Source organism: Isoptericola sp. GX10416, assembly GCF_056590155.1.
Genome location: NZ_JBWPVO010000008.1, coordinates 41,049 through 63,955, shown reverse-complemented (window position 1 = coordinate 63,955; position 22,907 = coordinate 41,049). Strand labels below are relative to the sequence as shown.

19 protein-coding genes and 1 riboswitch are annotated in these 22,907 nt (G+C 72.0%); of the genes, 8 read left to right on the top strand and 11 right to left on the bottom strand.

Annotated features, from left to right (window positions below; all coding sequences use genetic code 11):
* Positions 1 to 2: 2 nt before the first annotated feature.
* A riboswitch (cyclic di-AMP (ydaO/yuaA leader) is annotated at positions 3 to 158 on the bottom strand.
* A 151-nt stretch (positions 159 to 309) separates the two neighbouring features.
* Positions 310 to 1,008: an iron-dependent transcriptional repressor DtxR gene (locus ACWAT2_RS12725; RefSeq protein ID WP_402374324.1), complete on the bottom strand. Its 699-nt coding sequence runs from the start codon at positions 1,006 to 1,008 to the stop codon at positions 310 to 312.
* A 102-nt stretch (positions 1,009 to 1,110) separates the two neighbouring features.
* Here ACWAT2_RS12725 and serC point away from each other — a divergent pair, with 102 nt between their 5' ends.
* Together serC and ACWAT2_RS12715 are read left to right on the top strand one after the other, a co-directional pair.
* Positions 1,111 to 2,238 carry a phosphoserine transaminase gene (gene serC, locus ACWAT2_RS12720; protein ID WP_402374322.1) on the top strand — a complete coding sequence of 376 codons (1,128 nt, stop codon included), beginning with the start codon at positions 1,111 to 1,113 and terminating at the stop codon, positions 2,236 to 2,238.
* 94 nt (positions 2,239 to 2,332) lie between these two features.
* A complete protein-coding gene (locus ACWAT2_RS12715; protein ID WP_402374320.1) occupies positions 2,333 to 3,100 on the top strand; it encodes an MHYT domain-containing protein in 768 nt (255 codons plus the stop codon).
* A gap of 56 nt (positions 3,101 to 3,156) precedes the next feature.
* On the opposite strand, the gene ACWAT2_RS12710 is transcribed toward ACWAT2_RS12715, so the two are convergent.
* From ACWAT2_RS12710 to ACWAT2_RS12700, 3 genes are all read right to left on the bottom strand, one after another.
* Positions 3,157 to 4,455 (bottom strand): MFS transporter, encoded by a 1,299-nt coding sequence (locus ACWAT2_RS12710; RefSeq protein WP_402374318.1) that lies wholly within the window; start codon positions 4,453 to 4,455, stop codon positions 3,157 to 3,159.
* Positions 4,452 to 4,874, bottom strand: coding sequence for a MarR family winged helix-turn-helix transcriptional regulator (locus tag ACWAT2_RS12705; RefSeq protein WP_402374537.1), 423 nt, complete (start codon positions 4,872 to 4,874; stop codon positions 4,452 to 4,454). Before ACWAT2_RS12705 ends, ACWAT2_RS12710 begins: the two co-directional genes overlap by 4 nt.
* Positions 4,875 to 5,038: 164 nt before the next feature.
* On the bottom strand, positions 5,039 to 6,055 hold the full coding sequence (locus ACWAT2_RS12700) for an LCP family protein (protein WP_402374316.1): 1,017 nt from the start codon (positions 6,053 to 6,055) through the stop codon (positions 5,039 to 5,041).
* Positions 6,056 to 6,294: 239 nt separating this feature from the next.
* Here ACWAT2_RS12700 and ACWAT2_RS12695 point away from each other — a divergent pair, with 239 nt between their 5' ends.
* The 3 genes from ACWAT2_RS12695 to ACWAT2_RS12685 are packed head-to-tail and all read left to right on the top strand — an operon-like array spanning position 6,295 to position 10,354.
* The gene (locus tag ACWAT2_RS12695) at positions 6,295 to 7,725 is read left to right on the top strand and encodes a glycosyltransferase family 4 protein (RefSeq protein WP_402374314.1); all 1,431 of its coding nucleotides are present in this window, start codon (positions 6,295 to 6,297) and stop codon (positions 7,723 to 7,725) included.
* Positions 7,722 to 9,356 (top strand): glycosyltransferase, encoded by a 1,635-nt coding sequence (locus ACWAT2_RS12690; RefSeq protein WP_402374312.1) that lies wholly within the window; start codon positions 7,722 to 7,724, stop codon positions 9,354 to 9,356. Before ACWAT2_RS12695 ends, ACWAT2_RS12690 begins: the two co-directional genes overlap by 4 nt.
* Entirely contained in the window at positions 9,353 to 10,354 is a 1,002-nt protein-coding gene (locus tag ACWAT2_RS12685) for an LCP family protein (protein ID WP_402374310.1), read from the top strand. Before ACWAT2_RS12690 ends, ACWAT2_RS12685 begins: the two co-directional genes overlap by 4 nt.
* A gap of 10 nt (positions 10,355 to 10,364) precedes the next feature.
* Here ACWAT2_RS12685 and ACWAT2_RS12680 read toward each other — a convergent pair whose 3' ends face one another.
* The 7 genes from ACWAT2_RS12680 to ACWAT2_RS12650 form a co-directional block, all read right to left on the bottom strand.
* Positions 10,365 to 11,108: a class I SAM-dependent methyltransferase gene (locus ACWAT2_RS12680; RefSeq protein WP_402374308.1), complete on the bottom strand. Its 744-nt coding sequence runs from the start codon at positions 11,106 to 11,108 to the stop codon at positions 10,365 to 10,367.
* Positions 11,105 to 12,862, bottom strand: a complete 1,758-nt coding sequence (locus tag ACWAT2_RS12675; RefSeq protein WP_402374306.1) for a class I SAM-dependent methyltransferase — start codon at positions 12,860 to 12,862, stop codon at positions 11,105 to 11,107. The genes ACWAT2_RS12680 and ACWAT2_RS12675 overlap by 4 nt, the downstream gene beginning before the upstream one ends.
* A complete protein-coding gene (locus tag ACWAT2_RS12670; protein ID WP_402374304.1) occupies positions 12,859 to 14,010 on the bottom strand; it encodes a glycosyltransferase in 1,152 nt (383 codons plus the stop codon). The genes ACWAT2_RS12675 and ACWAT2_RS12670 overlap by 4 nt, the downstream gene beginning before the upstream one ends.
* A 126-nt stretch (positions 14,011 to 14,136) precedes the next feature.
* The gene (locus ACWAT2_RS12665) at positions 14,137 to 15,084 is read right to left on the bottom strand and encodes a glycosyltransferase family 2 protein (RefSeq protein ID WP_402374302.1); all 948 of its coding nucleotides are present in this window, start codon (positions 15,082 to 15,084) and stop codon (positions 14,137 to 14,139) included.
* Between the two features lie 81 nt (positions 15,085 to 15,165).
* Positions 15,166 to 15,936 carry a hypothetical protein gene (locus ACWAT2_RS12660; protein ID WP_402374300.1) on the bottom strand — a complete coding sequence of 257 codons (771 nt, stop codon included), beginning with the start codon at positions 15,934 to 15,936 and terminating at the stop codon, positions 15,166 to 15,168.
* Complete coding sequence (locus ACWAT2_RS12655) at positions 15,933 to 16,574, bottom strand: helix-turn-helix domain-containing protein (RefSeq protein ID WP_402374298.1); 642 nt, start codon at positions 16,572 to 16,574, stop codon at positions 15,933 to 15,935. The genes ACWAT2_RS12660 and ACWAT2_RS12655 overlap by 4 nt, the downstream gene beginning before the upstream one ends.
* Positions 16,575 to 16,671: 97 nt before the next feature.
* Complete coding sequence (locus ACWAT2_RS12650) at positions 16,672 to 18,294, bottom strand: DUF2142 domain-containing protein (protein WP_402374296.1); 1,623 nt, start codon at positions 18,292 to 18,294, stop codon at positions 16,672 to 16,674.
* Positions 18,295 to 18,506: 212 nt separating this feature from the next.
* Here ACWAT2_RS12650 and ACWAT2_RS12645 point away from each other — a divergent pair, with 212 nt between their 5' ends.
* From ACWAT2_RS12645 to ACWAT2_RS12635, 3 genes are read left to right on the top strand one after another with little or no spacing between them, the layout of a single operon-like run.
* On the top strand, positions 18,507 to 20,063 hold the full coding sequence (locus ACWAT2_RS12645; RefSeq protein ID WP_402374294.1) for a TULIP family P47-like protein: 1,557 nt from the start codon (positions 18,507 to 18,509) through the stop codon (positions 20,061 to 20,063).
* A complete protein-coding gene (locus ACWAT2_RS12640; RefSeq protein ID WP_402374292.1) occupies positions 20,060 to 21,586 on the top strand; it encodes a TULIP family P47-like protein in 1,527 nt (508 codons plus the stop codon). The genes ACWAT2_RS12645 and ACWAT2_RS12640 overlap by 4 nt, the downstream gene beginning before the upstream one ends.
* The gene (locus ACWAT2_RS12635; protein ID WP_402374290.1) at positions 21,583 to 22,890 is read left to right on the top strand and encodes a TULIP family P47-like protein; all 1,308 of its coding nucleotides are present in this window, start codon (positions 21,583 to 21,585) and stop codon (positions 22,888 to 22,890) included. Before ACWAT2_RS12640 ends, ACWAT2_RS12635 begins: the two co-directional genes overlap by 4 nt.
* Positions 22,891 to 22,907 lie beyond the last annotated feature (17 nt).

Below are 22,907 nucleotides of genomic sequence, written 5' to 3'. Positions count from 1 at the left end.
GTTCAACCTCTCCTTGTCGCCTACGAGGTCAGCTGTCGGGTTCGGGTGGGAGAAAACACCCGGCCACCGAGAACTCGCGCTCTCGACGACTTCACCCCAAGGACACCGTCTCCGGTGCCCGAAAGTGGGTCCCCCGCTCCTGCCAGCGGTCATCCGTGGAAACCAGGACGGCGGCAGGGTTAGGCGTCCGTCCCGGTACTCGCCGGAGGAATCTCCCGCGAGCGTGTCCGACCGTACCCGACCCGGCTGGCGATGTCACGTTCCGATCACGGGCACGCCGGGCGCCCCCGCAGGAGGCTCCCGAAGCGTTCAGCGCGCCGCGACGAACAGGTGCTTGGCGAGGTCCTCGGGCAGCTCGAGGCCCTCGTCGGCGCCCGAGGCCTGCACGGCGTAGTAGTCGCCGATCGCTCTCGCCTGGACGCGCGTGCCAGGCAGCAGCCCGACCTTCGCCAGCCGTGCGAGGAACTCGTCGTCGACCTGGACGGGCTCGGCGATGCGCTGCAGCACGACCGTCACCTCGTCGGAGCCGCCCCGCAGGAAGGTCGGCAGCGACTGCACGCCGTCGAGGAACGGCACGTCCTCGTACTGCTCGCCCAGCTCGGACAGTCCCGGGATCGGGTTGCCGTAGGGGTCGTGGTGCGGGTGGTCGAGGAGTGTGACGAGGCGCCGTTCGACGAGGTCGCTCATGACGTGCTCCCAGCGGCACGCCTCGTTGTGGACGTGCTCCCAGTCCAGCTTGATGACGTCGGTGAGGAGCCGCTCCGCCAGCCGGTGCTTGCGCATGACGCGGGTCGCCTTCGACCTGCCGTCGTCCGTGAGCTCGAGGTGGCGGTCGCCCGTGACGATCACCAGGCCGTCCCGCTCCATCCGCGCGATCGTCTGCGAGACCGTGGGCCCCGAGTGACCGAGGCGCTCCGCGATCCGTGCACGGAGCGGCGTGATGCCCTCCTCACCGAGCTCGTAGATCGTCTTGAGGTACATCTCGGTGGTGTCGATCAGGTCGGTCACGTCCACTCCCGTCTTGAGGCCCGGGCCTAGTCTATTCGCACACGTCACCGTTCGAACGTCCTCGCACGTGCGAACGGACACACCACGAGCCACGGAGCCCTCATGACCCTGCAGATCCCCTCGTCGCTGCTGCCGTCGGACGGCCGGTTCGGCTCCGGTCCGTCGAAGGTTCGCACGGCTCAGGTCATGGCTCTGGGTGCGGCCGGGGACCCGGCCCGGCCCGTGCTCGGCACCTCGCACCGGCAGCCTGCCGTGAAGGACCTGGTCCGCCGGGTGCGCGCGGGCCTCGCGGACCTCTTCGACCTTCCCGACGGCTACGAGGTCGTGCTGGGCAACGGGGGGTCGACGGCGTTCTGGGAGGTGGCGACGGCGTCTCTCGTCCGTGAGCGGGCCCAACACGCGACGTTCGGCGAGTTCGGCGCCAAGTTCGCGGCTTCGACGCGCCGTGCACCGTTCCTGACCGACCCGGAGGTCGTCGAGGCCGCACCGGGGAGCGTGGCGTACCTCGCGCCGTCGGACGCCGTGGACGTCTATGCCTCTCCCCACAACGAGACGTCGACGGGTGCGATGGCGCCGGTTCGCCGGCCGGCGGGGAGCGACCAGCTCCTCCTGACGGACGCGACGTCGGGCGCGGGCGCCCTGCCCGTGGATGTCCGTGAGACGGACGTGTACTACTTCGGCCCGCAGAAGGCCTTCGGGGCCGACGGCGGCCTGTGGCTCGCGCTGTGCAGCCCGGCCGCGATCGAGCGGGCCGCCGAGGTCGAGCCGTCCGGCGGCGGCCGCTGGGTGCCCGAGTTCCTGTCGCTGACGACGGCACTGGCGAACTCGCGGCAGGACCAGACGCTGAACACCCCGGCGGTCGGCACGCTCGTGATGCTCGCCGACCAGGTCGAGTGGATCCTCGGCCAGGGCGGGCTCGCGTGGTCGACGGCGCGCTGCGCCCGCTCCGCCGAGATCCTCTACGGCTGGGCGGGGTCCCGCGACTGGGCGACCCCGTTCGTCGAAGATCCGGCGGAGCGGTCCACCGTGGTGGGGACGATCGACCTGGACGCCGCGGTCGACGCGAGCGCCGTCGTCGGACACCTGCGGGACAACGGGGTGCTCGACGTCTTCCCGTACCGCAAGCTGGGCCGCAACCAGATCCGGGTCGGGATGTTCCCCGCGGTGGAACCGTCCGACGTCGAGGCACTGGTCAACTGCGTAGATTATCTCGTCGACCGCCTCGCGTGATCTACTGAGCGAGAATTTCACCCGCTCTCCTGCTAGCCTTCCCGACATATCTCGCATACACGACATGCGTGACGCGTCAGAGAGGATGCCGGGGATGGACCACTTCACATACGGGATGCTGACGCCACTGGCGGGCTACATCGCCTCGTTCATCGGCTGCCTGACGGGACTCTCCGCGACGTCGCGGGCACGCGCGGCGACGGGAGTGGCCGCCAAGAGCGTCTGGCTCGCCATCGGCGCGGTCGCGATCGGCGGTACCGGGGTGTGGGTCATGCACTTCATCGCGATGCTCGGGTTCACCGTGCACGGCATGCCGATCAAGTACGACATCCCCCAGACCATCGCGTCCGCCCTGCTGGCGATGGTCGTCGTGGCGATCGGCCTGTTCATCGTCGGGTTCTTCGGCGACCGGATCGTCTACCTGCTCGGCGGCGGGCTCGTGGTGGGACTCGGCGTCGCCAGCATGCACTACATGGGTATGGCCGCGATGCAGATGAGCGGCGAGGTCAGCTACAACGGCGTCCTCGTGGCGGCGTCGCTGGTCATCGCCGTCGTCGCCGGTACCGCGGCACTGTGGCTGTGCGTCAACGTCCGGGGCTGGCTGCTGTCGACGGCCGCCGCGCTGGTGATGGCGGCCGCGGTGGCGGGCATGCACTACACGGGCATGGCCGCGATGGAGATGTCCGGCCCGATGGGCGAGGCGCCGCTGGGCACGTCGGCGACCGAGCTGCTGGCGCCCTTGATCGGCGGGGTCTTCCTCACCACCGTCGCGCTGATCTTCGTGGTGCTCATGTGGCCGACGGAGGAAGAGATGCGCGAGCGGCAGCGGCTCGCCGAGCGCATCGCCCTCCCGCAGGGCTGAACCGCCGCGGCCGTCGGGCGCACCGCCCGCGACGCGACCACGCCCGCGCCGTCTGCTCAGGCGGCGCGGGCGTGGTCGCGCTCGACGGCGGGCGCCTGGTCGAGGTAGACGACCTCGAGGTGGGGCCGGCGGAGCAGCCGGTACCGCACCTTGAGCCGCCAGTTGCGCACGGCCCAGATCGTCGCCCCGAGCGCGACGACGAGCGTGGCGATCGACCCGATGAGGATCGACCAGCGCGGGCCGAAGGCCTCCCCGACCCACCCGACGATCGGCGACCCGATCGGCGTCGCGCCCAGGAACACCATCATGTAGAGCGACATGACGCGGCCGCGCATCGCCGGATCCGTCGAGGTCTGGATGGTGGAGTTGGCGGCGGTCATCATGGTCAGCGACGCCAGCCCGACGGGGATGCAGGCCACCACGAACGACGGGAACGTGGGCATGAGGGCCATCACCGCCGTCGCGATCGCGAACGCGAAGGCAGCGCCGATCACGAGCCGCACGCGCGGGCGGTCGCGCCGGGCCGCCAGCAGCGCCCCCGTCAGCGACCCGATCGCGAGCACGGAGCCGAGCAGCCCGAACTCGCCGGCACCCCGCTCGAACTCGACGCGCGCCATCATCGCCGAGGTGAGCTGGAAGTTGAGCCCGAACGTGGACACGACGGCCATCACCACCATGATCACGACGATGTCGGTGCGCCCCCGCACGTACCGCAGACCCTCGCGGATCTGGCCCTTGCCGCGCGGGGCACGCTCGCGCGCCCAGGACGCCTCGGCCTTCATGAGGGCGATGGCGACGATCGTCGCGGCGAAGGTGAGGCCGTTGATGACGAACACCCATCCGGACCCGACGGCGGCGATGAGCAGCCCGGCGACGCCCGGCCCCACGAGGCGCGCGGCGTTGAAGGAGGCGGAGTTGAGCCCGACGGCGTTGGCGAGTCGCTCGGGCGGCACCAGCTCGGCGACGAAGGTCTGCCGCACGGGGTTGTCGAAGGCGGTGACGATGCCGAGGCCGAGCGCGAACGCGTACACCTGCCAGAGCTGGGCGTTCCCGGACAGGACGAGGGCGCCCAGGCCGAGGGCGAGCAGGCCCATCGCGCCCTGGGTGGCCATCAGCAGCTGACGGCGGGGCAGCCGGTCGGCGAGCAGACCCGCCCACGGCCCGATCAGCAGCAGGGGCAGGAACTGCAGGGCGGTGGTGATGCCGAGCGCGACGCCGGAGTCGTCGGTGAGGTCGGTGAGGACCAGCCAGTCCTGGGCGACGCGCTGCATCCAGGTGCCGACGTTCGCGACGAGGGCGGCACCGAACCAGAGGCGGTAGTTGGGGTAGCGCAGGGAGGAGAAGGTGGTGCTCATCCAGCCGCCACCTTCACGAGGATCTCGGTGGCGGCCGCGAGGGTGGCGCGCTCGTCGGCGTCGAGCTCCTCCAGGCGGCAGGTGAGCCAGGCGTCCCGACGACGGCGGGTCTCGGCGATCTCGTGGCGTCCGGCGTCGGTGAGGCGCACGACGACCTGGCGCTTGTCCGTGGGGTGGTCGATCTTGTCGACGAGGCCGAGCGCGGCGAGCGCCGTCACGGCCCGGGTCATGGCGGGCGGGCGGACGCGCTCGTGCTCGGCGAGGGCGCCGGGGCTCATCTCGCCGTGCCGGTTCAGGACCGCGAGGACGCCGAACTGGCCTTCGGGCAGGTCGGCCTCGCCGCGCTGGGTACGCAGGCGGCGGGCGGCGCGGGTGAGGGCGACACGGAGGTCGCTGCTGAGCTGGGCGGGATCGTGCATCACTGTTCTTACTCTAGGTCATTACCCAGCGACACGGCCTGTGAGTTCCGCCACGGTCAGACAGCCCGCCCGGGGTGTTGTGGGCGCGATTTCTGGGCTCTCAACCCCACTAAAAGGGACACAACGGGCCAGAAATCGCGCCCACAACACCCAGCGGGGGCCCGCTACTTGACGGTGGCGGGGAGCAGCTCGAGATCCTCGCCGTGCTCCTCGAGGAACTCCTGCGCCTCACCGTCCGAGACGGCGGTCATGAGGCGGTCGAACGGGTCCTCGTCCAGCACCACGATCGACTGACCGTCAGAAGACCGGCCGGTTCCCTCGTACGGCGCGGTCATGAACGCCACGTCGTTCGTGGAGATCTCCCGCGCCTCGTCGAAGATCTCCCGCATCCGGGTGATCGACAGCGCGTCGTCGGTGGCCACGGACCGGCTCACCTCGTCGAAGAATCGGCTCATCATCACCGGGTCGCGCCGGTTGTTGTTGATCTTGCCCAGGATGGCGCGCATCCAGTTCTGCTGGCGCTGCACCCGCCCGAAGTCGCCGTTGGACAGCCCGTAGCGCTGCCGGGTGTACGACAACGCCTCCTCGCCGCTCATCATGTGCTTGCCGGCCTCGAAGAACACGTCGTCACCGTCGCCGATGTCCTCCGGCACGGTGATCTGCACGCCGTCCAGAGCGTCCGTCAGCCCGACGAACTGCTCGAAGCCGGTCACCACGAAGTGGTCGATGCGGACGTCGGTCAGGTCCTCGACCGTCTGGATCATCAGGCTGGGCCCGCCGAACGCGTAGGCAGCGTTGATCTTGGCGTGCCCGTGCCCCGGGACCTCCACCCACGAGTCGCGCGGGATCGACACCACCACGGCGGACGACCGGTCGGCCGGCAGGTGGACGAGCATGATGGCGTCGGGCCGCTGGCCGCTCTCCGTCAGACTGGCGACGCCGTCGGCCGACCCGCGCGAGTCCGACCCGAGCACCAGGAAGTTGACGTCGGTCAGCTCCTCCCCCGCCGTCGGGGACGGGGCCGGCTCGGGGCGGTCCGTGAGCTCGGCGAACGGGTCACCGAGCTTCTCGACGTTCGCGTCCAGCCGCTGCTGGAACCACCAGATCCCTCCGAAGGCCGCACCCGCCAGGACCGCCACGAGCACCACCACGACGACGAGCGCCCGCGCGGTGCTGCTCATGCGTCGCCCGCCTCGGGGACGACGGCGGGGCGGGGGCCCGGCGGGCATCCCGGGCACCGGCCCGTCGGGCGGAGGGGGTTGAGTCACGGTCGAAAGCCTAGGACCGTGCGGACGAATCCGCGTCCCGAAGCAAACGACTCACCGCGAACTCCTGTCCAGTTGCCCCTAACATCGATGGGAGCGCGTCCGCCGGAACCTCGTAGGCCGGCGGGCACGAACCACTCGGGGGAGCGAGTCACATGCGCACGACGGGGGCACGACGACGGCTGCTGCTGGTCACCCACCACTACTCCCCGGAACGCGGCGCCCCGCAGCGCCGGTGGGACGCGTTGACCCCCCGGCTCGTCGCGGCCGGCGTGGACGTCGCGGTGCTCGCCCCTCCCCCGCACTATCCGGAGGGCCGTCTCGTCGAGGATCGTGCGGAGTACCGGCCGGGCCGCCGCAGCCGAGGTGCTCACGGCGAGCTGGTCGTGCGGACCCGGTTCCGCGAGCACTCCCCGCGGCTGCGCTCCCGAGCGCTCGACCAGGCGGTCGCGGCCTGGAGCGCGGTCCACCTGGGCCTGCGTACCTTCCGCCACCCGAGCCTGCGGCCGGACGTCGTCGTCGGCACGGTGCCGGGCATCCCCTCGATGTTCGCCGCCTGGGTGCTGGCGCGGGCGCTGCGGGCCAAGTTCGTCGTGGAGATGCGTGACGCCTGGCCGGACCTCATCGAGCCCGCCGGCCTCCTCCGTGCCGGCCGGTCGAACAGGGCACGGCTCCTGGGCCTCGTCCGGACGTTCGTGCACCGGGCCGTGAGCCGCCTCCAGTCGCGCGCCGACTCGGTGGTGACCACCACGGAGACCTTCGCGGAGGTCCTCCAGGGCCGCGGCGTGCCCGACATCGCCGTGGTGCGCAACGGTACCTCGTACACGCCGGAGCCGGCAGACAGCCCGGGAACAGGACCCGACGGCGGCACCCACCCTCTCGAGGACCGCCCGCTGCGCGTCGCGTACGCCGGGACGATCGGTCGTGCCCAGGACCTGGGCACCGTGGTGCGGGCCGCAGCCGAGATGCGACGCCGCGGCAGCGCCGTCGAGGTGCGGGTCGTGGGGCCCGGCGTGGAGGTGGAGGAGCTGCGACGGCTGGCCGCAGACCTCGACGCTCCCGTGACGTTCGGCGGCTCGGTCCCCGCCGAGGAGGTCCGCGCCCTGTACGGGTGGGCGGACACCGTGCTGGTGTCCTTGCGCGACTGGCGCCCGCTGGAGTGGACGATCCCGTCCAAGCTGTACGAGGTGATGGCCTCCGGCCGTCTCGTCACCGCCTGCGTCGCGGGAGAGGCCGCGGAGCTCGTCGCGTCGACGGGTGCCGGCACGGTGGTGACGCCGGGCGACGCGTCGACGCTGGCCGACGTCTGGAGCGGCTGGGTGCGCGACGGTGCCCTCCCCGTGGTCTCACCCGCGGCGGCGGCATGGGTGGCCGCGAACGCCGACGACGACGAGCTCGGCCGGCGGTACGTCCAGCTCGTGGACCACCTGCTGGAGCCCGAGCGGCACGCGAGCGCCGTGCACCGGGCCGCCGAGGCGCAGGGCACGGCCTGCCCCACCTGCGAGATCAAGCTGGTGCCCGCACCGCTCGGGCGGGTCGCGCCGCCGGTCGGCGCCACGCGAGCCGCCGGGGAGCCGGTCGCGTGACGCGGGTGACCGAGCTCGCGCACCACCTCCGCTTCACCGCTTCCTACCTGGTCCACGCCCTGTCCACCGACCCGGCGTGGCTGGTGCTGCAGGCGTCGCGGCGGCTGCCCGCCCGGGTGAGCGCCGTCGTCGTCCCCCGGGTGGAGCGCCTGGTCGGGGACGGCACGGACGGCGAGGCGGGCCGGCTGCGGGCCGCGTGGGCGGCCGGCGCCGTGACGACGGTCCGCGAGGCGGCACCGCGCGGTCGGACGGGCCGCCGGGTGCGGGCCGCGCTGCTGGGGCAGATCGGCACGTTGGAGCCGGTCGGCGCCGCTGACCCTGCCGGGGCGGCCCTCACGAGAGCGGGCCGCGCCGGCCGCCTGGCCGCCGTCCACCACCACCTGACCAACTCGCTGCCGCACACCCAGAGCGGGTACACGCTGCGCACGCACGCGATCCTCACCACGCAGCGGGCGGCGGGCCGCCGCGTCACCGCGACCACCCGGGCGGGCTACCCCCTGACGATCGGCGCGCTGGGCGCCCGGGGCACCGACGTCGTCGACGGCGTGGAGTACTCGCGCCTGGTCCCCCGGTCGTTGCCGGCCGACCACGCGCGCCGGGCCGAGGAGGCCACCGCCCTGCTGGTGGCCGAGCTCCGGCGGAACCGGCCCGACGTCGTGCACGCCACGACGCCGTGGACCACGGGCGAGGCGGCCCGGGCGGCCGCGGCGCACGCCGGGCTCCCCTGGGTGTACGAGGTGCGCGGGCTGCCCGAGGAGACGTGGGCGGCCTCGCACGCCACCGTCGCGGCCCGGGACGCCGCGACGCGGTCCGAGCGGTATGCGCTGGTGCGCGCCAAGGAGACCGAGCTCGCGCTGGCGGCCGACCACGTCGTGACGCTCAGCGCGACGATGCGCGACGAGCTCGTCGGGCGCGGCGTCCCCGCCGGGCGCATCACCGTGGTGCCCAACGCCGTCGACTCCGCCCTGCTGGGAGCCACCGTCCCGACGCCCCCCGAGGCCCGCGCCCGGCTCGGGCTGCGCACGGCACCGCAGGTGATCGGGACGGTCAGCTCGCTGGTCGGCTACGAGGGCCTCGACACGATCCTGCGGACGGTCGCCACCCTGCGCGACGGCGGCACGGACGTCTCGGCGCTGGTGGTCGGCGACGGCGTGGCCCGCCCCGTGCTCCGGCGTCTCGCCGCCGAGCTCGGGATCGCCGAGCACGTGCACCTGCCCGGTCGGGTCCCCCGCGACGTGGCCCGCACCTACCTCGCAGCGCTCGACGTCGTGCTGGTTCCCCGTCGCCCCGACCGGGTCACCGGCCTGGTGACCCCCCTGAAGCCGGTCGAGGCGATGGCCACGGGTCGACCGGTGGTGGCGAGCGACCTGCCGGCGCTGCGCGAGGTGTGCTCCCCGCTCGACGGCGGCGCCCCGGCCGCGCTGCTCGTCGCCGCGGACGACGACGCGGCCTGGGTCGACGCCGTCGGCGGCCTGCTGGACGACGGCGGCCGGCGCGACGCGCTGGTCACGGCCGGCCGGGAGGTGGCGGCCGAGCGGACCTGGTCGCGGCTCGTGGCTCGCTACGACGACGTCTACGCGGCGACGACCGGCACGGCGGTCGCCGAACTGCACCGAGAGGATCGACGATGACCCGGACCCGACAGCACGGTGTGCGCGTCGCGGCGCTCGTGACCGCGGCGGTCCTGACGCTGGGGGCGTGCTCGCTGCCCGCAGAGCCGGTACCTCGCCCCGCCGCGACGCAGACCACCACCGAGGCGGTCGAACCGGTGACGAAGTCGCCCGCGCCGTCGCCGTCGCCCGAGGCAGCGGACCCGCTGGGCGAAGGGGCCCGCAACGTGCTGCTCATCGGCACCGACTCGCGCGACGCCTCCTCGATGGGCGGCAACGCGGACATCATCATGCTGGCGCACGTGCCGGCCGACCGGGAGCGGCTCTACCTGGTCTCGTTCACGCGGGACATGCACGTGCCGATCCCGGGGATCGGCGAGGGGAAGATCAACTCGGCGTTCTCGCGCGGGGGCACCCCGACCCTGGTCGACACGGTGGCCGGGCTGGTGGGCGGCCTCGAGATCGACCACACGGTGCAGGCGAACTTCAACGGGTTCATCAACCTCACGCGGGCCCTCGACGGCTTCGAGGTGGACAACAAGCACCACTCCACGGTGACGGTGAACTCGACCGGGCGGGTCGTGGACTTCCCCGAGGGGCGCATCACGCTGGAGAACACCGACGGCCTCATCTACGTGCGCGAGCGCAAGCGGCTGCCCCTCGGCGACCTGGACCGCACCGAGCGGCAGCGCGCCGCGGTGATCGGCATGATGGACCGCATCGCGGAGCGCATCGACGACCCGGCGTTCGTCGCCGAGCTCGTCGCCCTGCTGTACGACAACGTCAAGGTCACGGGCGGCCTCGAAGTGGAGGACTTCGTCGCCCTCGCACCGATGGCGGCGGAGCTCGACCGGGACGACGTCGTGAGCCTCATGGCGCCGATCACCGGCTTCGGAACCGTGGGTGGCGCGTCGGTCAACCTCGTCGACGAGGCGCAGACGGCGGACCTCGGCGAGGCGCTGCGCACGGACACGATGGACGAGTACGTCGACGAGCACGGCACCGGTTACGCGCCCTGACCCATCCCGCTCACGCGGGGCGGGTTCCCCACGCGACGAGCGCCGGACCGGTCTGCGGCAGTGCCCGCTGCACCACCCGGAAGGGCCAGGTGGCCGCCGCCGTCACGGTGCCCTGGAGCGCCGACGACGGCTGGAACAGGCGCCCGGAGCGGGCGGTGCGCTCCGCCGTCGTCGTCCGGTCGTCCAACCGACGGCGGGCCACCTGGTTGCGCACCGCTTCGAGGGCGTAGCCGAGCGGCGCACCGTAGAGGCGCCCGCCGAGGTCGGTGAGCCCGGCCTCGGCGAGCAGCGCGCGCATCTGGGCCGGCTCGTAGCGGCGGTGGTGCCCGACGGCGGCGTCCATGGGGCCGTACCGCGACTGCCACGCGGGGGTCGAGACGAGCACGAGCCCACCCGGACGCAGCAGCTCGACCCAGGAGGCGAGCGCCCCGGCATCGTCCTCGAGATGCTCGAGCACCTCGAACGCGCAGACGACGTCGTACCCGGCCCCGGGCCGGACCAGCGCCTCGACGGAACCGTGCACGACCTGGCCCGGCAGACCGGCGTCGGTCAGGCGTGCGGCGGCGACGTCGGCGCTGGCACCGTCGAGCTCGACGCCGGTGTAGTCGTGCCCGGCGGCGGCGAGGCGGGCACCCACGGCACCCTGCCCGCAGCCGATCTCGAGCACGCGGGCCGGTCCGGGCGGGAACACGCGCCGCACGACGTCCCAGCGCAGCGAGCCGAACAGGGTCAGGGGTGGTGCGGTGGTCGTCACGCTTCCTCCGAACGTCCGTGGTGCGAGTGCCGAGTGTCGAGGTCGGGACCGCCATGACGGCTCATTCCGGTCCGAACCTCGACATTCGGCATCCCGGGGGTGGGGCGGCGGGCGCGGGCGACGAGGCCCGTCCCGCGCCGGGGGAAGGCTCGCTGCAGCAGGCAGAAGGGCCAGACCGCGGCCGCGACGAGCGCCCCCGTGACCAGCGACGTGGGCTGCAGGACGCGTCCGCTCCCGGCAGTCTGCCCTGCCAGGTCCAGCTCCGCACGGTCCCCCGCCCGACGGCGCGCCATCCGGTTGCGCACCGCCTCCAGCAGGTAGCCGATCGGGGCGTCGTACAGGGTCACGTCGACGTCGGTGAGCCCGGAGTCCTCCAGCAGCCCGCGCAACCGCTCCGGCTCGTAGCGGCGGTAGTGGCCGGCCAGGGTGTCCCAGGGGCCGAACCGATCGGGCCAGGCCGGCGTGGAGAGCAACAGCTCGCCGCCGGGCCGCACCCGCGCGACCCACCCGGCCAGTGCAGCGGCGTCGTCGTCGATGTGCTCGATCACCTCGAACGCGCACACCACGTCGAACCGTTGGTCCGGGTCCAGCACGGTGGTGTCGCCGTGCAGCACGCGTGCCCGCGGGGCGGCCGCGCCGATGCACTCCGCGGCCGTCGCCCAGCTCGTCTCGTCGAGCTCGACGGCGGTGTAGTCGTGACGCGCGGCGATGCGGGCGCCCACGGCTCCCTGGCCGCACCCCACCTCCAGCACGGACGCCCGCTCGCGGGGCAGCGACCGGCGCACGACGTCCCAGCGCAACCGTCCGCGCGGGGCGAGCGGCGGGAAGGGCGCGCGCCGCAGGACCGCCCCTGCACCGGCGAAGGCCAGATCGGCGAGCGTCACGAGGACCCGGCTGACCAGGACGACGAGCAGCAGCTCCGCGTGCGGGATCGTGCCGGCCAGGACGGCGAGCAGGACGAGCTCGCGCGCGCCGGCGCCGGCGGGGACCACCACGAGGAGGAACCCCACCATCCAGGCCAGCGCGTAGCCGCCGACGGCGAGGGCGAGCGTCCGCACGCCCGTCGCCATGCCGAGACCGGTCGCCAGCAGCCACACCTGCACGCCGGCGAGCACCCAGCCGAGCACGGCCCAGGCGGCGGCCGCGCCGAGCCCGCCCCACGACAGCGGCTGGGCGAAGGGCGCACGGCGGGCAGCCCGCAGCGCGACGGCGAGCAGCCGGTTGAGCACGGGCGGCAGCAGCAGGACGACGACGGCGGGCAGCAGCCAGAGGGTCCAGGCCCAAGGCCCGAGGGCGTCCGCGGCGAGGAACGGCAGCGCCAGGACGCCGACCACCGCCCCGGAGACGACGCCGACACCGGTGGCGACGGCGGTGGCCGTCATGGTGCGGCGCCGCGGCACGCCGTGGTCGGCGCCGACCTCGGCGGCGGCGACGATGTTCCACACTCCCCCGGGCACGTACTTGCCGAGCTGGCTGATGCCGAACACGGCGACGGCGGAGCGCGCGTCGAGCCGTGAGCCGAGGTCGGTGAGCACGGCCCGCCAGGACAGCAGGGTGGCGCCGACGAACAGCACCGAGAGCACGAGCGCCACCGCGAGCCGCGCGGCGGAAAGCGCGCGGGCGGCGTCCAGCAGGTCCTCCCGCACGGCCACCACCGCGTAGACGGCCAGGCCGAGCGCCAGGACGAGGAACCCCCAGCGCACCCACGGCGAGCGCAGCACGGCGAGCAGCCGGGGGACCACGCCCGCGCTCACGGGTGCACCTCGCGCGCGGCCAGCGCCGCGTCCAGCGGGCCGACGACGGCGCCCGGCCGGATGGCGTCGCGCGCGGCGAACGCTCGGGCCCGGGCGGCGGCGAGCCGGTCCGGGTCGGCGAGCTCGAGGAGGCGGTCCGCGAGCGCCGTCGGGTCGGCGGGCGGCACGAGCTCGAGGTGTTCGCCGAGCTGGCGGCGCTGCGGGGCGGTGTCGGAGGTGACGACGACGCAGCCGGCGGCGAGCCCCTGGAACACCTTGTTGGGCACCACGCGCAGACCCTTGGGGGTGTCGGAGAAGATGCCGAGGCAGACGTCGTGACCGGCGACGAGCTCGGGGAGCGCGTCGGGTTCCACCCAGTCGAGCCAGTGCACGCCCGGAATGCCGTCCAGCACGGCCCGGGCGGCGGCGTGGTCCTGCCCGTGGCCGACCAGGGTGGCCTCGATCGGTCGGCCGGACGCGGCGGCGCGGGGCAGGACGTCGGCGAGCGCCTCGGCCACCACCGTGGCGCCCTGCAGCGGCGTGAAGAGGCCGTAGAACACGACGCGCAACGGCTCCTCGCCGGCCGGGGCGCCGCCGTCGGGCACGGGATGCGCGCGGAACCAGGCGTCGGGAGCGCCGACGGGGACGACGACGCCGTGCGGCTCGCGGCCGGTGCGGCGGTGGGGTCGGCGGGCGGGGAGCATGGCGTGGTGCTCGTCGGTGTCGAGGACGACGACGTCGGCGCACGCGAGGGCGAGCCGGTCCAGGCCGCGCAGCAGCCGCACCCGCAGGCCGGCGGCGCCGCGGTCGGTGGCGGTGTCCGCAGCGTAGACGAGGTGGTCGAGCACCACGGTGGTGCGGGGGTGCAGCAGGCGGGCCAGGACCACGTCGAAGTGGCCGAGGTAGCCGACAAGCAGCGCGTCGGGGCTGCCGTGCGTGCGGCGGTGGGCGACGTCGTCGCGCACGAGCAGGGCCCAGCAGGCGAGCAGCCGGACCAGCAGCAGCGGGAGGCGCCACGGCTGGCGGAGCATGCGGACGCGCTCGGCGGTGCTGAACCCGAGGGGACGGTTCAGCTCGGCCACGGTGTGCCCGTGGGCGCGCAGCCCGGCGACGAGGATCCCGGCGCGCGGGTGCCGGGCGGCGTCGTAGGTGCCGAACGCGACGATCACTCGTCTCGCCCCCTGTCCGAGGGCTGGCTGGCGCGCAGCCTGACGCACATCACCATCAACATCCTCGTCAGCATCGTCGTTAACTTCGTCATTGCCGCGCTAACGATGATGCTGCCTCAGCGGGCGTCACTCGTCCCGCCCGTACTGCAGCTGCTTGAGCCGCTCGAGCGAGTCCTCGAGGAGGGTGCGGTTGGTGCGTTGCAGGTCCGCGATGACCAGCAGGGCGAGGCACAGCAGCGTGCCGACGAGCATCGCGCCGGCGAACACGAGGGACTGCACGTGGCCGCCGCCCTCGCCCTGGACGAAGTACACGAGGAACCGCACGGCGGGGATCGCCGACGCCAGGAAGAAGATGCCCGCCAGAGTGAGGAACACCAGGTGCGGGCGGAACATGATCCAGCTCCGCACGATGGCGCGCGCCGAGCGCCCCATGTGCTGCCAGATGTTGCGGAACAGGCGGGACTCGCGGGTCTTGGGGTTGGTGGTCACCGGCACGGAGACGATGCGCAGGCCCTTGTTGCCGGCCTGGATGATGGTCTCCATCGTGTAGCTGAACTGGGTGACCACGTTGAGGCGCAGCAGCGCGTGGCGCGAGTACGCGCGGAACCCGCTGGCGGCGTCGGGCAGCCTGGCCTTGGCCGCGGCGCTGACCACCCGGCTGCCGACGCGCTGCATGCGCTTCTTGAACGGTGAGAAGTGCTCGATGGTGGCCGTCTGGCGGTCCCCGACCACGACGTCGGCCTCGCCGGCGACGATGGGCGCGACGAGGTCGGCGATGCGCTCGGACGGGTACTGGTTGTCGCCGTCGGTGTTGACCACCACGTCCGCGCCGTGGGCGAGCGCGTGGTCCACGCCGTCGCGGAACGAGCGGGCCAGGCCCATGGTGCGGGTGTGGCGGATCACGTGCTCGACGCCGAGGTTCCGGGCGACCTCCGCGGTGCCGTCCGTGGAGCCGTCGTCGATCACCAGGATTTCGACGCGGTCGAAGCCGGGCACCTCGCGCGGGATCGTGGCCAGCACGAGCGGCAGGGTCGTGGCCTCGTCGAGGCACGGGATCTGGACGACGAGCTTCATCGAGGCCCTTCGGTGGGACGACGGCGGCGCTGGCGGTCGGCGCGGAGGCGCTGACCTGCGCGAGTCTAACGACGCATACGGCTACGGTTCGTCGGCCGCACCGCGATCGAGTCGCATTCTTGCGAAGCGAACGAGTTCACGGGCACGCAGGAGTCCCGCCGCAGCACCGTCGACCCGACCCACGATCTCCGGCCGTCGACCGAGGACTCCGAACGCGTTGCCCAGGTGCTCCAGATCGCGGCGGCTCGAGCTCTCCAGCCCGTCACCACGCTCGACCACCGTGAGGAGCGCGCACAGGTCGGTCAGGTGACGGTCACGGTGCCGGTCGAGCACCACGCCATACGCAGCAGACTTGGCGACCAGGGCCGCGTGCAACGACGGCAGGTTCACGGTGCCGGTCCTTCCGGCAACGACGACGCGAACCGGCGTCGACCGGTCCAGCGCCTGCTGTACGGCTGGGGAAGCGATCGTGGTCCCGCCGGTCACCCCTGTGCGACTCTTGGCGCGCGCGCCGAGGTGCCTCGCGATCAGCACGTCGATCTGCGCCCCGTCCGAGGTCACCCAACGGTGCTCGTGTCCACTGGGAGACCGGCCAGACGACTCGAATCCCAGATCGGTCAGCGCGGCGGTGAACTCACGCAGGATCCCTGGGCGTAATCGCACATCCAGTGCCGCATCGAGGTCCTCGGTCGCCCGGACCGGCGCGGTCCCCCGTGCGACGCAGTGAAGGATCACCATCTGGCCGCCCACGACCGCCCAGTGCGAGGGCATCCGCTCGTACAGGTCGAAGAGGAGGTGCCAGCCCGTCTGCGCAGCCGGTGTCTGCGGAGGGAGGCAGATGGCCTCGGTCATGCCACGACCTCCGCGATGATCTCGAGCGCGCGCCGGTGCTCCCGACCGGGACCACGTTCGAGCAGGTCCGCGGCGACGACGAGCCGACCCACGCGCTCTGGTCGCTCCCGGGAAACGTGAAACACACAGTTCCCGGTGCCGGTCGGAGGAAGCAGGAGATGGTCGAGCCTGACCTCTTCGAAGTCGATATCCGCGACGTAGCCTTCGAACGCTCCGGAGCCGGTCAGCCGGGCCACCGGCGCACTGATACCGGAGGGGAGAATCCGTCGATCATCCGCCAGGCCGGCAGGAGCATGTGCGTCGAGCGTGACGGTGGTCGCCCGCGCAGCCATCCAGGACCGCAGCAGCGCGCCGGGGTCGGAGGTTTCTCTGAGCCGGTCCAGCAGGCCTCTCGCTCGGTAGGCATCACGCCGCTCCAACTCGGCGTCCTGGCCCTCCGCCATCGCGTCGAGCGCGAAGGCCATACGAGGGACGAGTGGGCGGGCGACCGGCCGAAACCTGTCGAGGCGAGAGGCATCGATGAGCCATGTGCTGTTGACCCGGCGCGCGGGGATCCGCGCCGCCGCCGCCAGCTGGCGCACTCGTTCGGCCGAGACACCTAACATCTCGGCCGCTTCAGCAACACCTACCTCGGCCATGACAGCTAGTATTCCGGTATCGATAGGCGTCCTGTCAAGGCAACGGATCGAACCATCGGCGAGCACTCCGCCGGCCGACGTCGCGGAAAGTCAGGCATCAGGCCGTGATGCGTGAGGTTCCACGACGTCGCCCAGCGCCACTGGCTGCCGCGCTCGCCAAGCGGGCCGCGGCGACCACCGCGGCCACCATCCCGAGGCCGACGACGGCCAGCACGACGCCGATCACCGGCGCGCTCAGCGGGCTCCACGCCGCCCAGCGCTCCCACGCGGCACCCACCGACTCCCCCGGCCCGCGATACATCGCCTCGAACGCCCACACGAGCCCCGCGACGGCGGCGAGCACGGCCAGGCCGGTGGCGACGAGCACGGCCACGGCCACCGCCCGCTCCCGACGGCGGCACACCTGCCAGACGGCCACGGCGAGCAGCGCCGCGAGCGCCGTCAGCCCGCCGAACACGTACCGCCCCTGCAGCGCGACGAGCACGCCCGTCTCTGACCAGCTCTTCACCGCGTTGACGATCACCCCGCCCGCCAGGCCGACGGGCAGCAGCGCGATCGTCAGGGAGCCGCGTCGCGCACCAGGCACGACGACGGCGATCAGCGTCACGAGGACCAGCAGCGTGGAACCGACCACCACCAGAGCGCCGGGCAGCCGGATCTCCAGCCAGGACAGGTTCCCGAAGAACGCCTGCGCGGTGCGCCCGAGGGCGTCGGAGAGCACCTGGTCCGCCGGCACCGGCGTCATCCCCGAGTAGTCGCGCGGCAGCCCGACCGGTTGCACCGCCCCGTCCACGATCCAGTTGCGGGCCCACCACCAGCCGCCGACGGCGAAGGCGAGCGCCAGGGCGGCGAGGCCACGCACGCTCCGGGCCGCCGTCGTCGGCCCCGCTCGAGGATGGTGCGGGCCGGGAGCGAGCAGGTAGGCGAGCGCGACGGTGGGGATGGCGAACGCGAGCATCACCTTGGTGAGCAGGCCGACGCCCAGCGCCAGGCCGATCGCGACGACGACGCGCCAGCGCAGGTCGCCCGTGACGACGCGGGCGGCGAGACAGGTGACCACGGCGCCACTGAGCACCACGAGGGCGTCGTTGTTCGCGGAACCGAGGATGTGCCCCACCTGCGGGACCAGCATCGGGAACGGGGCGGCGACCAGCGCGGCGGAGCGGGACCCGGTGAGGCGGCGCGCCGTGGCCGCGGCGAGCGGGACGGTGGCGGCGAACAGGGCGACGTCGAGCAGCCGCAGGGTCAGCAGCGCGACGTCCCAGCGGGCGTCGGCCGTGCCGGTGGCGCGCAGCACCGCCGCACCCAGGGCGTAGTAGGCGGGCGGATGCTGGGTCATCTGGTCGATGGTGGCGCTGGTGCCCGGGGCGGGCAGCGCGTTCTCTGCGCTGATGCGCACCCGCTCGTCGGCGGGCACGGGCGTGAGCTCGACGAACTGTGTCGCGTGGGCGCGGTACTGCCAACGTCCCGGCAGGTCGGCCGGGTAGGCGGCCTCGGCGACGGCCTGGTCGGTGAAGGGCGCGAAGTGCGCCTCCCCCGGAGCAGGCCAGCCGCCGCCGTACGCGATCCGGACCACGCTGTTGAGGTGGTTCTGCTCGTCCGGCGAGCGGAACCCGGGGGTCAGCACGGACCAGGCCACGGCCCACAGCGCCACGGCGAGCGTCAGGACGGCGAGGGTGCGGCGGTAGGCACGCTCGCACGGCGGCGTGTCACGCGTCACAGGGCCAGTGTGCCAGTCGACTGCGGCGGCCGGGCGGACCAGGACGACGCAAATGGTTCGGGAGGGGCGATGCGCTCATTCCGGCCCAGAATACACAAAGATTATCGGCTTGCGGGTGAAATTAGTCGGTCGGCGGGCAGGTGAATGGAGCCGATGCCACGCTGCCAATGCAGTCAAACTGCACATCGATTCATGAGACAGGGGAAAACACCATGAGCACCTCCACCGCCCCACCGTCGGCATTCGCCACGGCGGAGATCCTTCGGTACGACGACGTCCGACCAGAAGTCTTCGTGCGTCGCGACGAGATTCCTCCGGCACTCCTCGCCGCCGAGGCCGACACCCTCGGCTGGGACTGCGTCAACGCCATCCGGCTGCCTCAGGTCAATGCCGCCCTGGCCGACTCGGGCGCCTCGCCCACCGAGTTCTCCACGACCGTCCAGGAGGGGTGGACCCTGTCGGGCACGTTCGGCCCGTGGTCGCTGACCCGCGGCGGCTCCGGTGCCATCATCTTCCTCCGGACGCCCCTGACCAGCGCACACATGACCTTCACGGGGACGGACGACCTGAACGTGACGGACGGCAGGGCCACCGTGGCCATCAAGCTGCAGTACCTGCCGCAGCCTCCCGCCGGGTCGGGAACCGACGGCGAGCACCACGCCCGTGCCGGAGACACCGGGGGTGTCGAGCAGTTCCTCGCCAGCTCTGTCGAGGCGCGTGCCGAGGACGACCCCGCCGTCGTCATCCAGGCGATCGACTACGGGACCGCCGAGCCCACCCCGCTCCAGAAGGCCCTGTTCTCCGAGGCCCTCTCCACCTGGTTCAACGCGAACCTCGACCAGTTCACGTATGTCTTCTCGGTGGTCAACATCAATGCCCGAGCAGCGCAGGAGCAGTTTCAGTGGCTCAAGCCGACATACACCAGCTACGCATACTTCAACGGCCCGACGGACGAGGGCAGCTATTTCGGCGTCCTCAACCTCACGACCGGTCGTTCCGCGGACGGTCTGACGAATCAGCTGCCGCCATCGGCGATCCCGCCGGACTGCGACGGGTCGGTGCTCGTGTCGAACGACCTGTTCCTGCGCGAGATGATCCTGCCCGGGCTCACGAAGTCGTTCACGCACGCCACCGAGTCCGACTTCACCTTGTCCCGGTCGGTCATCGAGTCCGTCAACGACATCACGATGGACGACATCACCGTCGACCTCATCAGCTACACCCCCGAGCTGCAGTCGTTCACCCTGCAGACGGTCGGTGACGAGATCCAGATCAACACCAAGACCAAGGTGCACATCTCTCCCGGCATCGACGTCTTCATCACCGACGTCACCTACTACCGCATCGTCCTGGTGGACAAGGAAGGCGGCGGGCAGACCCTCAACTTCGTGCAGTCGCGAGACCCGAAGCGCAACCACTGGCTCGAGACCGCGACGTGGGTCATCGTCACCGAGATCATCATCGGCATCGCCGCCGCCGTGGCGGCCACGGTGGCGGGCAAGCTCATCCAGACGCTCGCTCGGCGGATCATCGCCATCGTCATCATCTCCGTCATCGCGGGGCTCGCGGCTGCGACACCGGAGATCATCGCCCGGGTCATGGAGGGCAAGGCCTCCTCAGCGCTGCCCTCCATCGGCGATCTCGTCATGGAGGCGTCGAGCGACGTCGCCTGGCCCGGTTCCAGCGGCTTCAAGCTCAAGGTGGCGCAGCTCAACGGGTCGTTCCAGCTCGGCGGTGACCTCGTCGTCATCGAGGGGTCCTCAGCGTGACCGTCACCTCCCCACCGCGGTACGCCGCGACCCGGCCCGGGGTGTTCGTGCCCCGGGCCGGGATCGCGCCGCAGACCCTGGCGGCCGAGGCAGGCACCCTCGGGTGGGACGTCGTCCACGCCATGCGCCTGCCGCAGGTGAACGAGACGCTGGCCGCGAGCGGACGCTGGCCCACCTCGTTGGCGCTCGAGATCCAGGACGGTTGGACGATCGGTGGCGAGCTCGGCACCTGGCAGCTCGTGCGCGGCGGGTCCAACTCGATCCTCTTCGTCCGGGTCGCTCTGCGCACTGCCCGGATGAGCTTCCCGAACACGCCCGACCTGGCCGTCGAGGACGGGTGGGTGACGGTGGCCGTCAAGCTGCGCTACCTGCCGCAGCCGCCCTCCGGCGGCTCCCCGCCCGACGCCGCGACCGCGGTGGCCGACGACGGCGCAGACGACCGGTCGTTCCTCGCGACGCGCGCGACCTCCGACAATCCTGACGATCCGCCGGCCGTCATCCAGGCCGTCGGCTACGGGTCGGCGGTGCCGTCGCCGTTGCAGGCAGCGCTGTTCTCCGCGGCCCTGGGCAAGTGGTTCACCGCGAACCTGCACCTGTTCACGTACGTCTTCTGCGCACTCGACCTGAACACACGAGCCGCCCAGGGCGACTTCCAGTGGCTCAGGCCGACGTGGACGGGTTACGCCTACGCCAACGGGTCGGACGACGACAACAGCTGCTTCGGCGTCCTGACGATGACGTGCGGGAATTCTCCGGGCGGCCGGATCAACCAGCTCGCCCCCACTGCGGTCCCGCCGTCGTGCACGGCATCCGTGCTGATCTCCCAGGACAGCTTTCTGCAGCATCTGATGGTCCCTGGACTCACTCGGGCGTTGGACGGCACCACGGTCGAGGACTTCGAGCTGGCCTCGGGAACGGTGCGCATCACCCGAACGGTGGATCTCGACGAGGTGAAGTCCGGCGGGCGCACCTACCGTCCAGAGCTGAAGGAGCTGGAGCTGCAGGTGGTCGGCGACGAGCTGCAGATGCACTCGGTGGTGCAGACCACCGTGGCACCGGGGATCCGGTCACTCGTCGACGCGCGCGACTTCTTCCGGATCACGCTGGTCGACCGACCGGACGGCGGCCAGACCTTGAGCTTCATGCCTTCGCGGGACTCCGAGCGCAACGAGTACACGCAGAAGGAGAAGTGGGCGGAGATCACCGAGACGATCGTGGCGATCCTCGGCGCGGTGGCGGCGATCGTCGCCGCCATCGTGATCCCCGGTGCCGGAGCGGCCATCGCCGCGGTGCTGATCATCGGGCTGGTCGCCGGGCTCGCAGCCGCCACACCGTCACTCATCGCGGCGGTCGCCGGCGGTGACGCGGCGGCGGCGCTGCCGAGCATCGGCGATCTCGTGCTCGAGTGCACCACCGACATCCACTGGCCGGAGTCGTCCGGACTGACCCTGACCAGCGCCGAGCTGAACGGGTCGCTGCAGCTCGGCGGCAGACAGACCACACCCGGGGAGACCTTCCGATGAACCTGCACGGCTGGGACACCGCGTTCGCCCTTGATCTCGCCCGGGTGAACGACGCGCTCGCTCGCGGGAACGATGCGCTGCTGATCGACTTCGCCGTGGACGATCCCGACGGTCTGCAGATCCGGGCCGGTGGATCGTTCGGCCACTGGCAGATCGCCGAGGGTGGTTCCGGGCAGTTCGTCACGCTGCGGCTGCCGATCATCGAGGGTTGGCTCGAGCTCACCGCTCAGGAGGCGCATCGCGTCGACCTCACCGGGCTGGTGTTCGTCGCGAGCGTGGCACTCGACCTGGTCTCGTCGGAGGCGTCTGAGGTACGAGACCTGTGCTTTGACATCTCGAAAGCCGGCACGATCGGTCAGGATCCGACACCCGGCGCCATCACTCCGATCCGGATCGACGATCCTGACGACCGTCTGGATGACGTCGAGACCGCGCTGCTGGCGGCAGGGTTGGCAGGCGACCTCGCCGCGCGGAGCGAGCAGATCTCGTTCGTGTTCGCCACGGTCAATCTCGTGCCTCCGGCGTCGGAGTCGTGGCTGACGCCGGTCCGGTCGGCGTTCGCCTACGCCGACCGTAGCGACGGCTCCGGGGGTGCGCTGGTCATCCTCAGCGTCACGAGCGACCGGACGATCACCGATCTGCCGCGCTCGGTGGATCCGGCACTGCTGGCCTCGGAGCACGAGGCAGCGTTCGCGTTCTCCACGGCGCTGCTGCTGGAGCACGTCATCATGCCGGCGCTGCCGGACGCGTTCGGCCACGGCGCATCGGCGGCGAGCTTCTACTACGACGCGGCGTCCGGACGGGTCGTCAACACGACGACCTTGGACATGGCGTCGGTGCGCGAGGGCCTGATCGACTACTACCCGAAGATCCGGACGATCTCGTTCGGCGTGTCGGGCAGCGGCCTCGACGTCGACGTCGCTCAAGGCACGTGCGACCTCAAGCTCGGCATCTCCATGACCTTCTCGGTGCGTTCGGTCAACAAGATCGGCTTCGACGCCGCGTCGAAGGGTCTGGTCTTCCGACCCGACGACTCGCCGGAGAGCCACCACTCGGCCGACATCCCCTGGTGGTTCTGGATAGGCGGCCCGCTGGTGCGGCTGATCGTCGAGGTCGTGGTGCGCGTCATCGCCAACGGCCTGGCCGGGTCCTTGACGTCGGCGATGAAGAACGTCCTCTCCCCCGCGCAGAACCCGCCGACGTCGATCCAGTGGCGAGACACCGCCGACCTGGAGATCGCCACGGCCTGGGTGGACGGCAACTTCGTCATGCAGGGGGACTTTGCTCGCACCGGGGATCTCTAGCCCGACGCCGGGGCGAC

Excerpts from the sequence above, each read along its gene's own strand:
- ACWAT2_RS12685 (WP_402374310.1), top strand. The coding sequence starts at position 9,353 with ATGACCCGGACCCGACAGCACGGTGTGCGCGTCGCGGCGCTCGTGACC.
- ACWAT2_RS12635 (WP_402374290.1), top strand. The coding sequence starts at position 21,583 with ATGAACCTGCACGGCTGGGACACCGCGTTCGCCCTTGATCTCGCCCGG.
- ACWAT2_RS12665 (WP_402374302.1), bottom strand. The coding sequence starts at position 15,084 with ATGAAGCTCGTCGTCCAGATCCCGTGCCTCGACGAGGCCACGACCCTG.
- ACWAT2_RS12710 (WP_402374318.1), bottom strand. The coding sequence starts at position 4,455 with ATGAGCACCACCTTCTCCTCCCTGCGCTACCCCAACTACCGCCTCTGG.
- ACWAT2_RS12660 (WP_402374300.1), bottom strand. The coding sequence starts at position 15,936 with ATGACCGAGGCCATCTGCCTCCCTCCGCAGACACCGGCTGCGCAGACG.
- ACWAT2_RS12655 (WP_402374298.1), bottom strand. The coding sequence starts at position 16,574 with ATGGCCGAGGTAGGTGTTGCTGAAGCGGCCGAGATGTTAGGTGTCTCG.
- serC (WP_402374322.1), top strand. The coding sequence starts at position 1,111 with ATGACCCTGCAGATCCCCTCGTCGCTGCTGCCGTCGGACGGCCGGTTC.
- ACWAT2_RS12705 (WP_402374537.1), bottom strand. The coding sequence starts at position 4,874 with ATGCACGATCCCGCCCAGCTCAGCAGCGACCTCCGTGTCGCCCTCACC.
- ACWAT2_RS12715 (WP_402374320.1), top strand. The coding sequence starts at position 2,333 with ATGGACCACTTCACATACGGGATGCTGACGCCACTGGCGGGCTACATC.
- ACWAT2_RS12645 (WP_402374294.1), top strand. The coding sequence starts at position 18,507 with ATGAGCACCTCCACCGCCCCACCGTCGGCATTCGCCACGGCGGAGATC.
- ACWAT2_RS12700 (WP_402374316.1), bottom strand. The coding sequence starts at position 6,055 with ATGAGCAGCACCGCGCGGGCGCTCGTCGTCGTGGTGGTGCTCGTGGCG.
- ACWAT2_RS12695 (WP_402374314.1), top strand. The coding sequence starts at position 6,295 with ATGCGCACGACGGGGGCACGACGACGGCTGCTGCTGGTCACCCACCAC.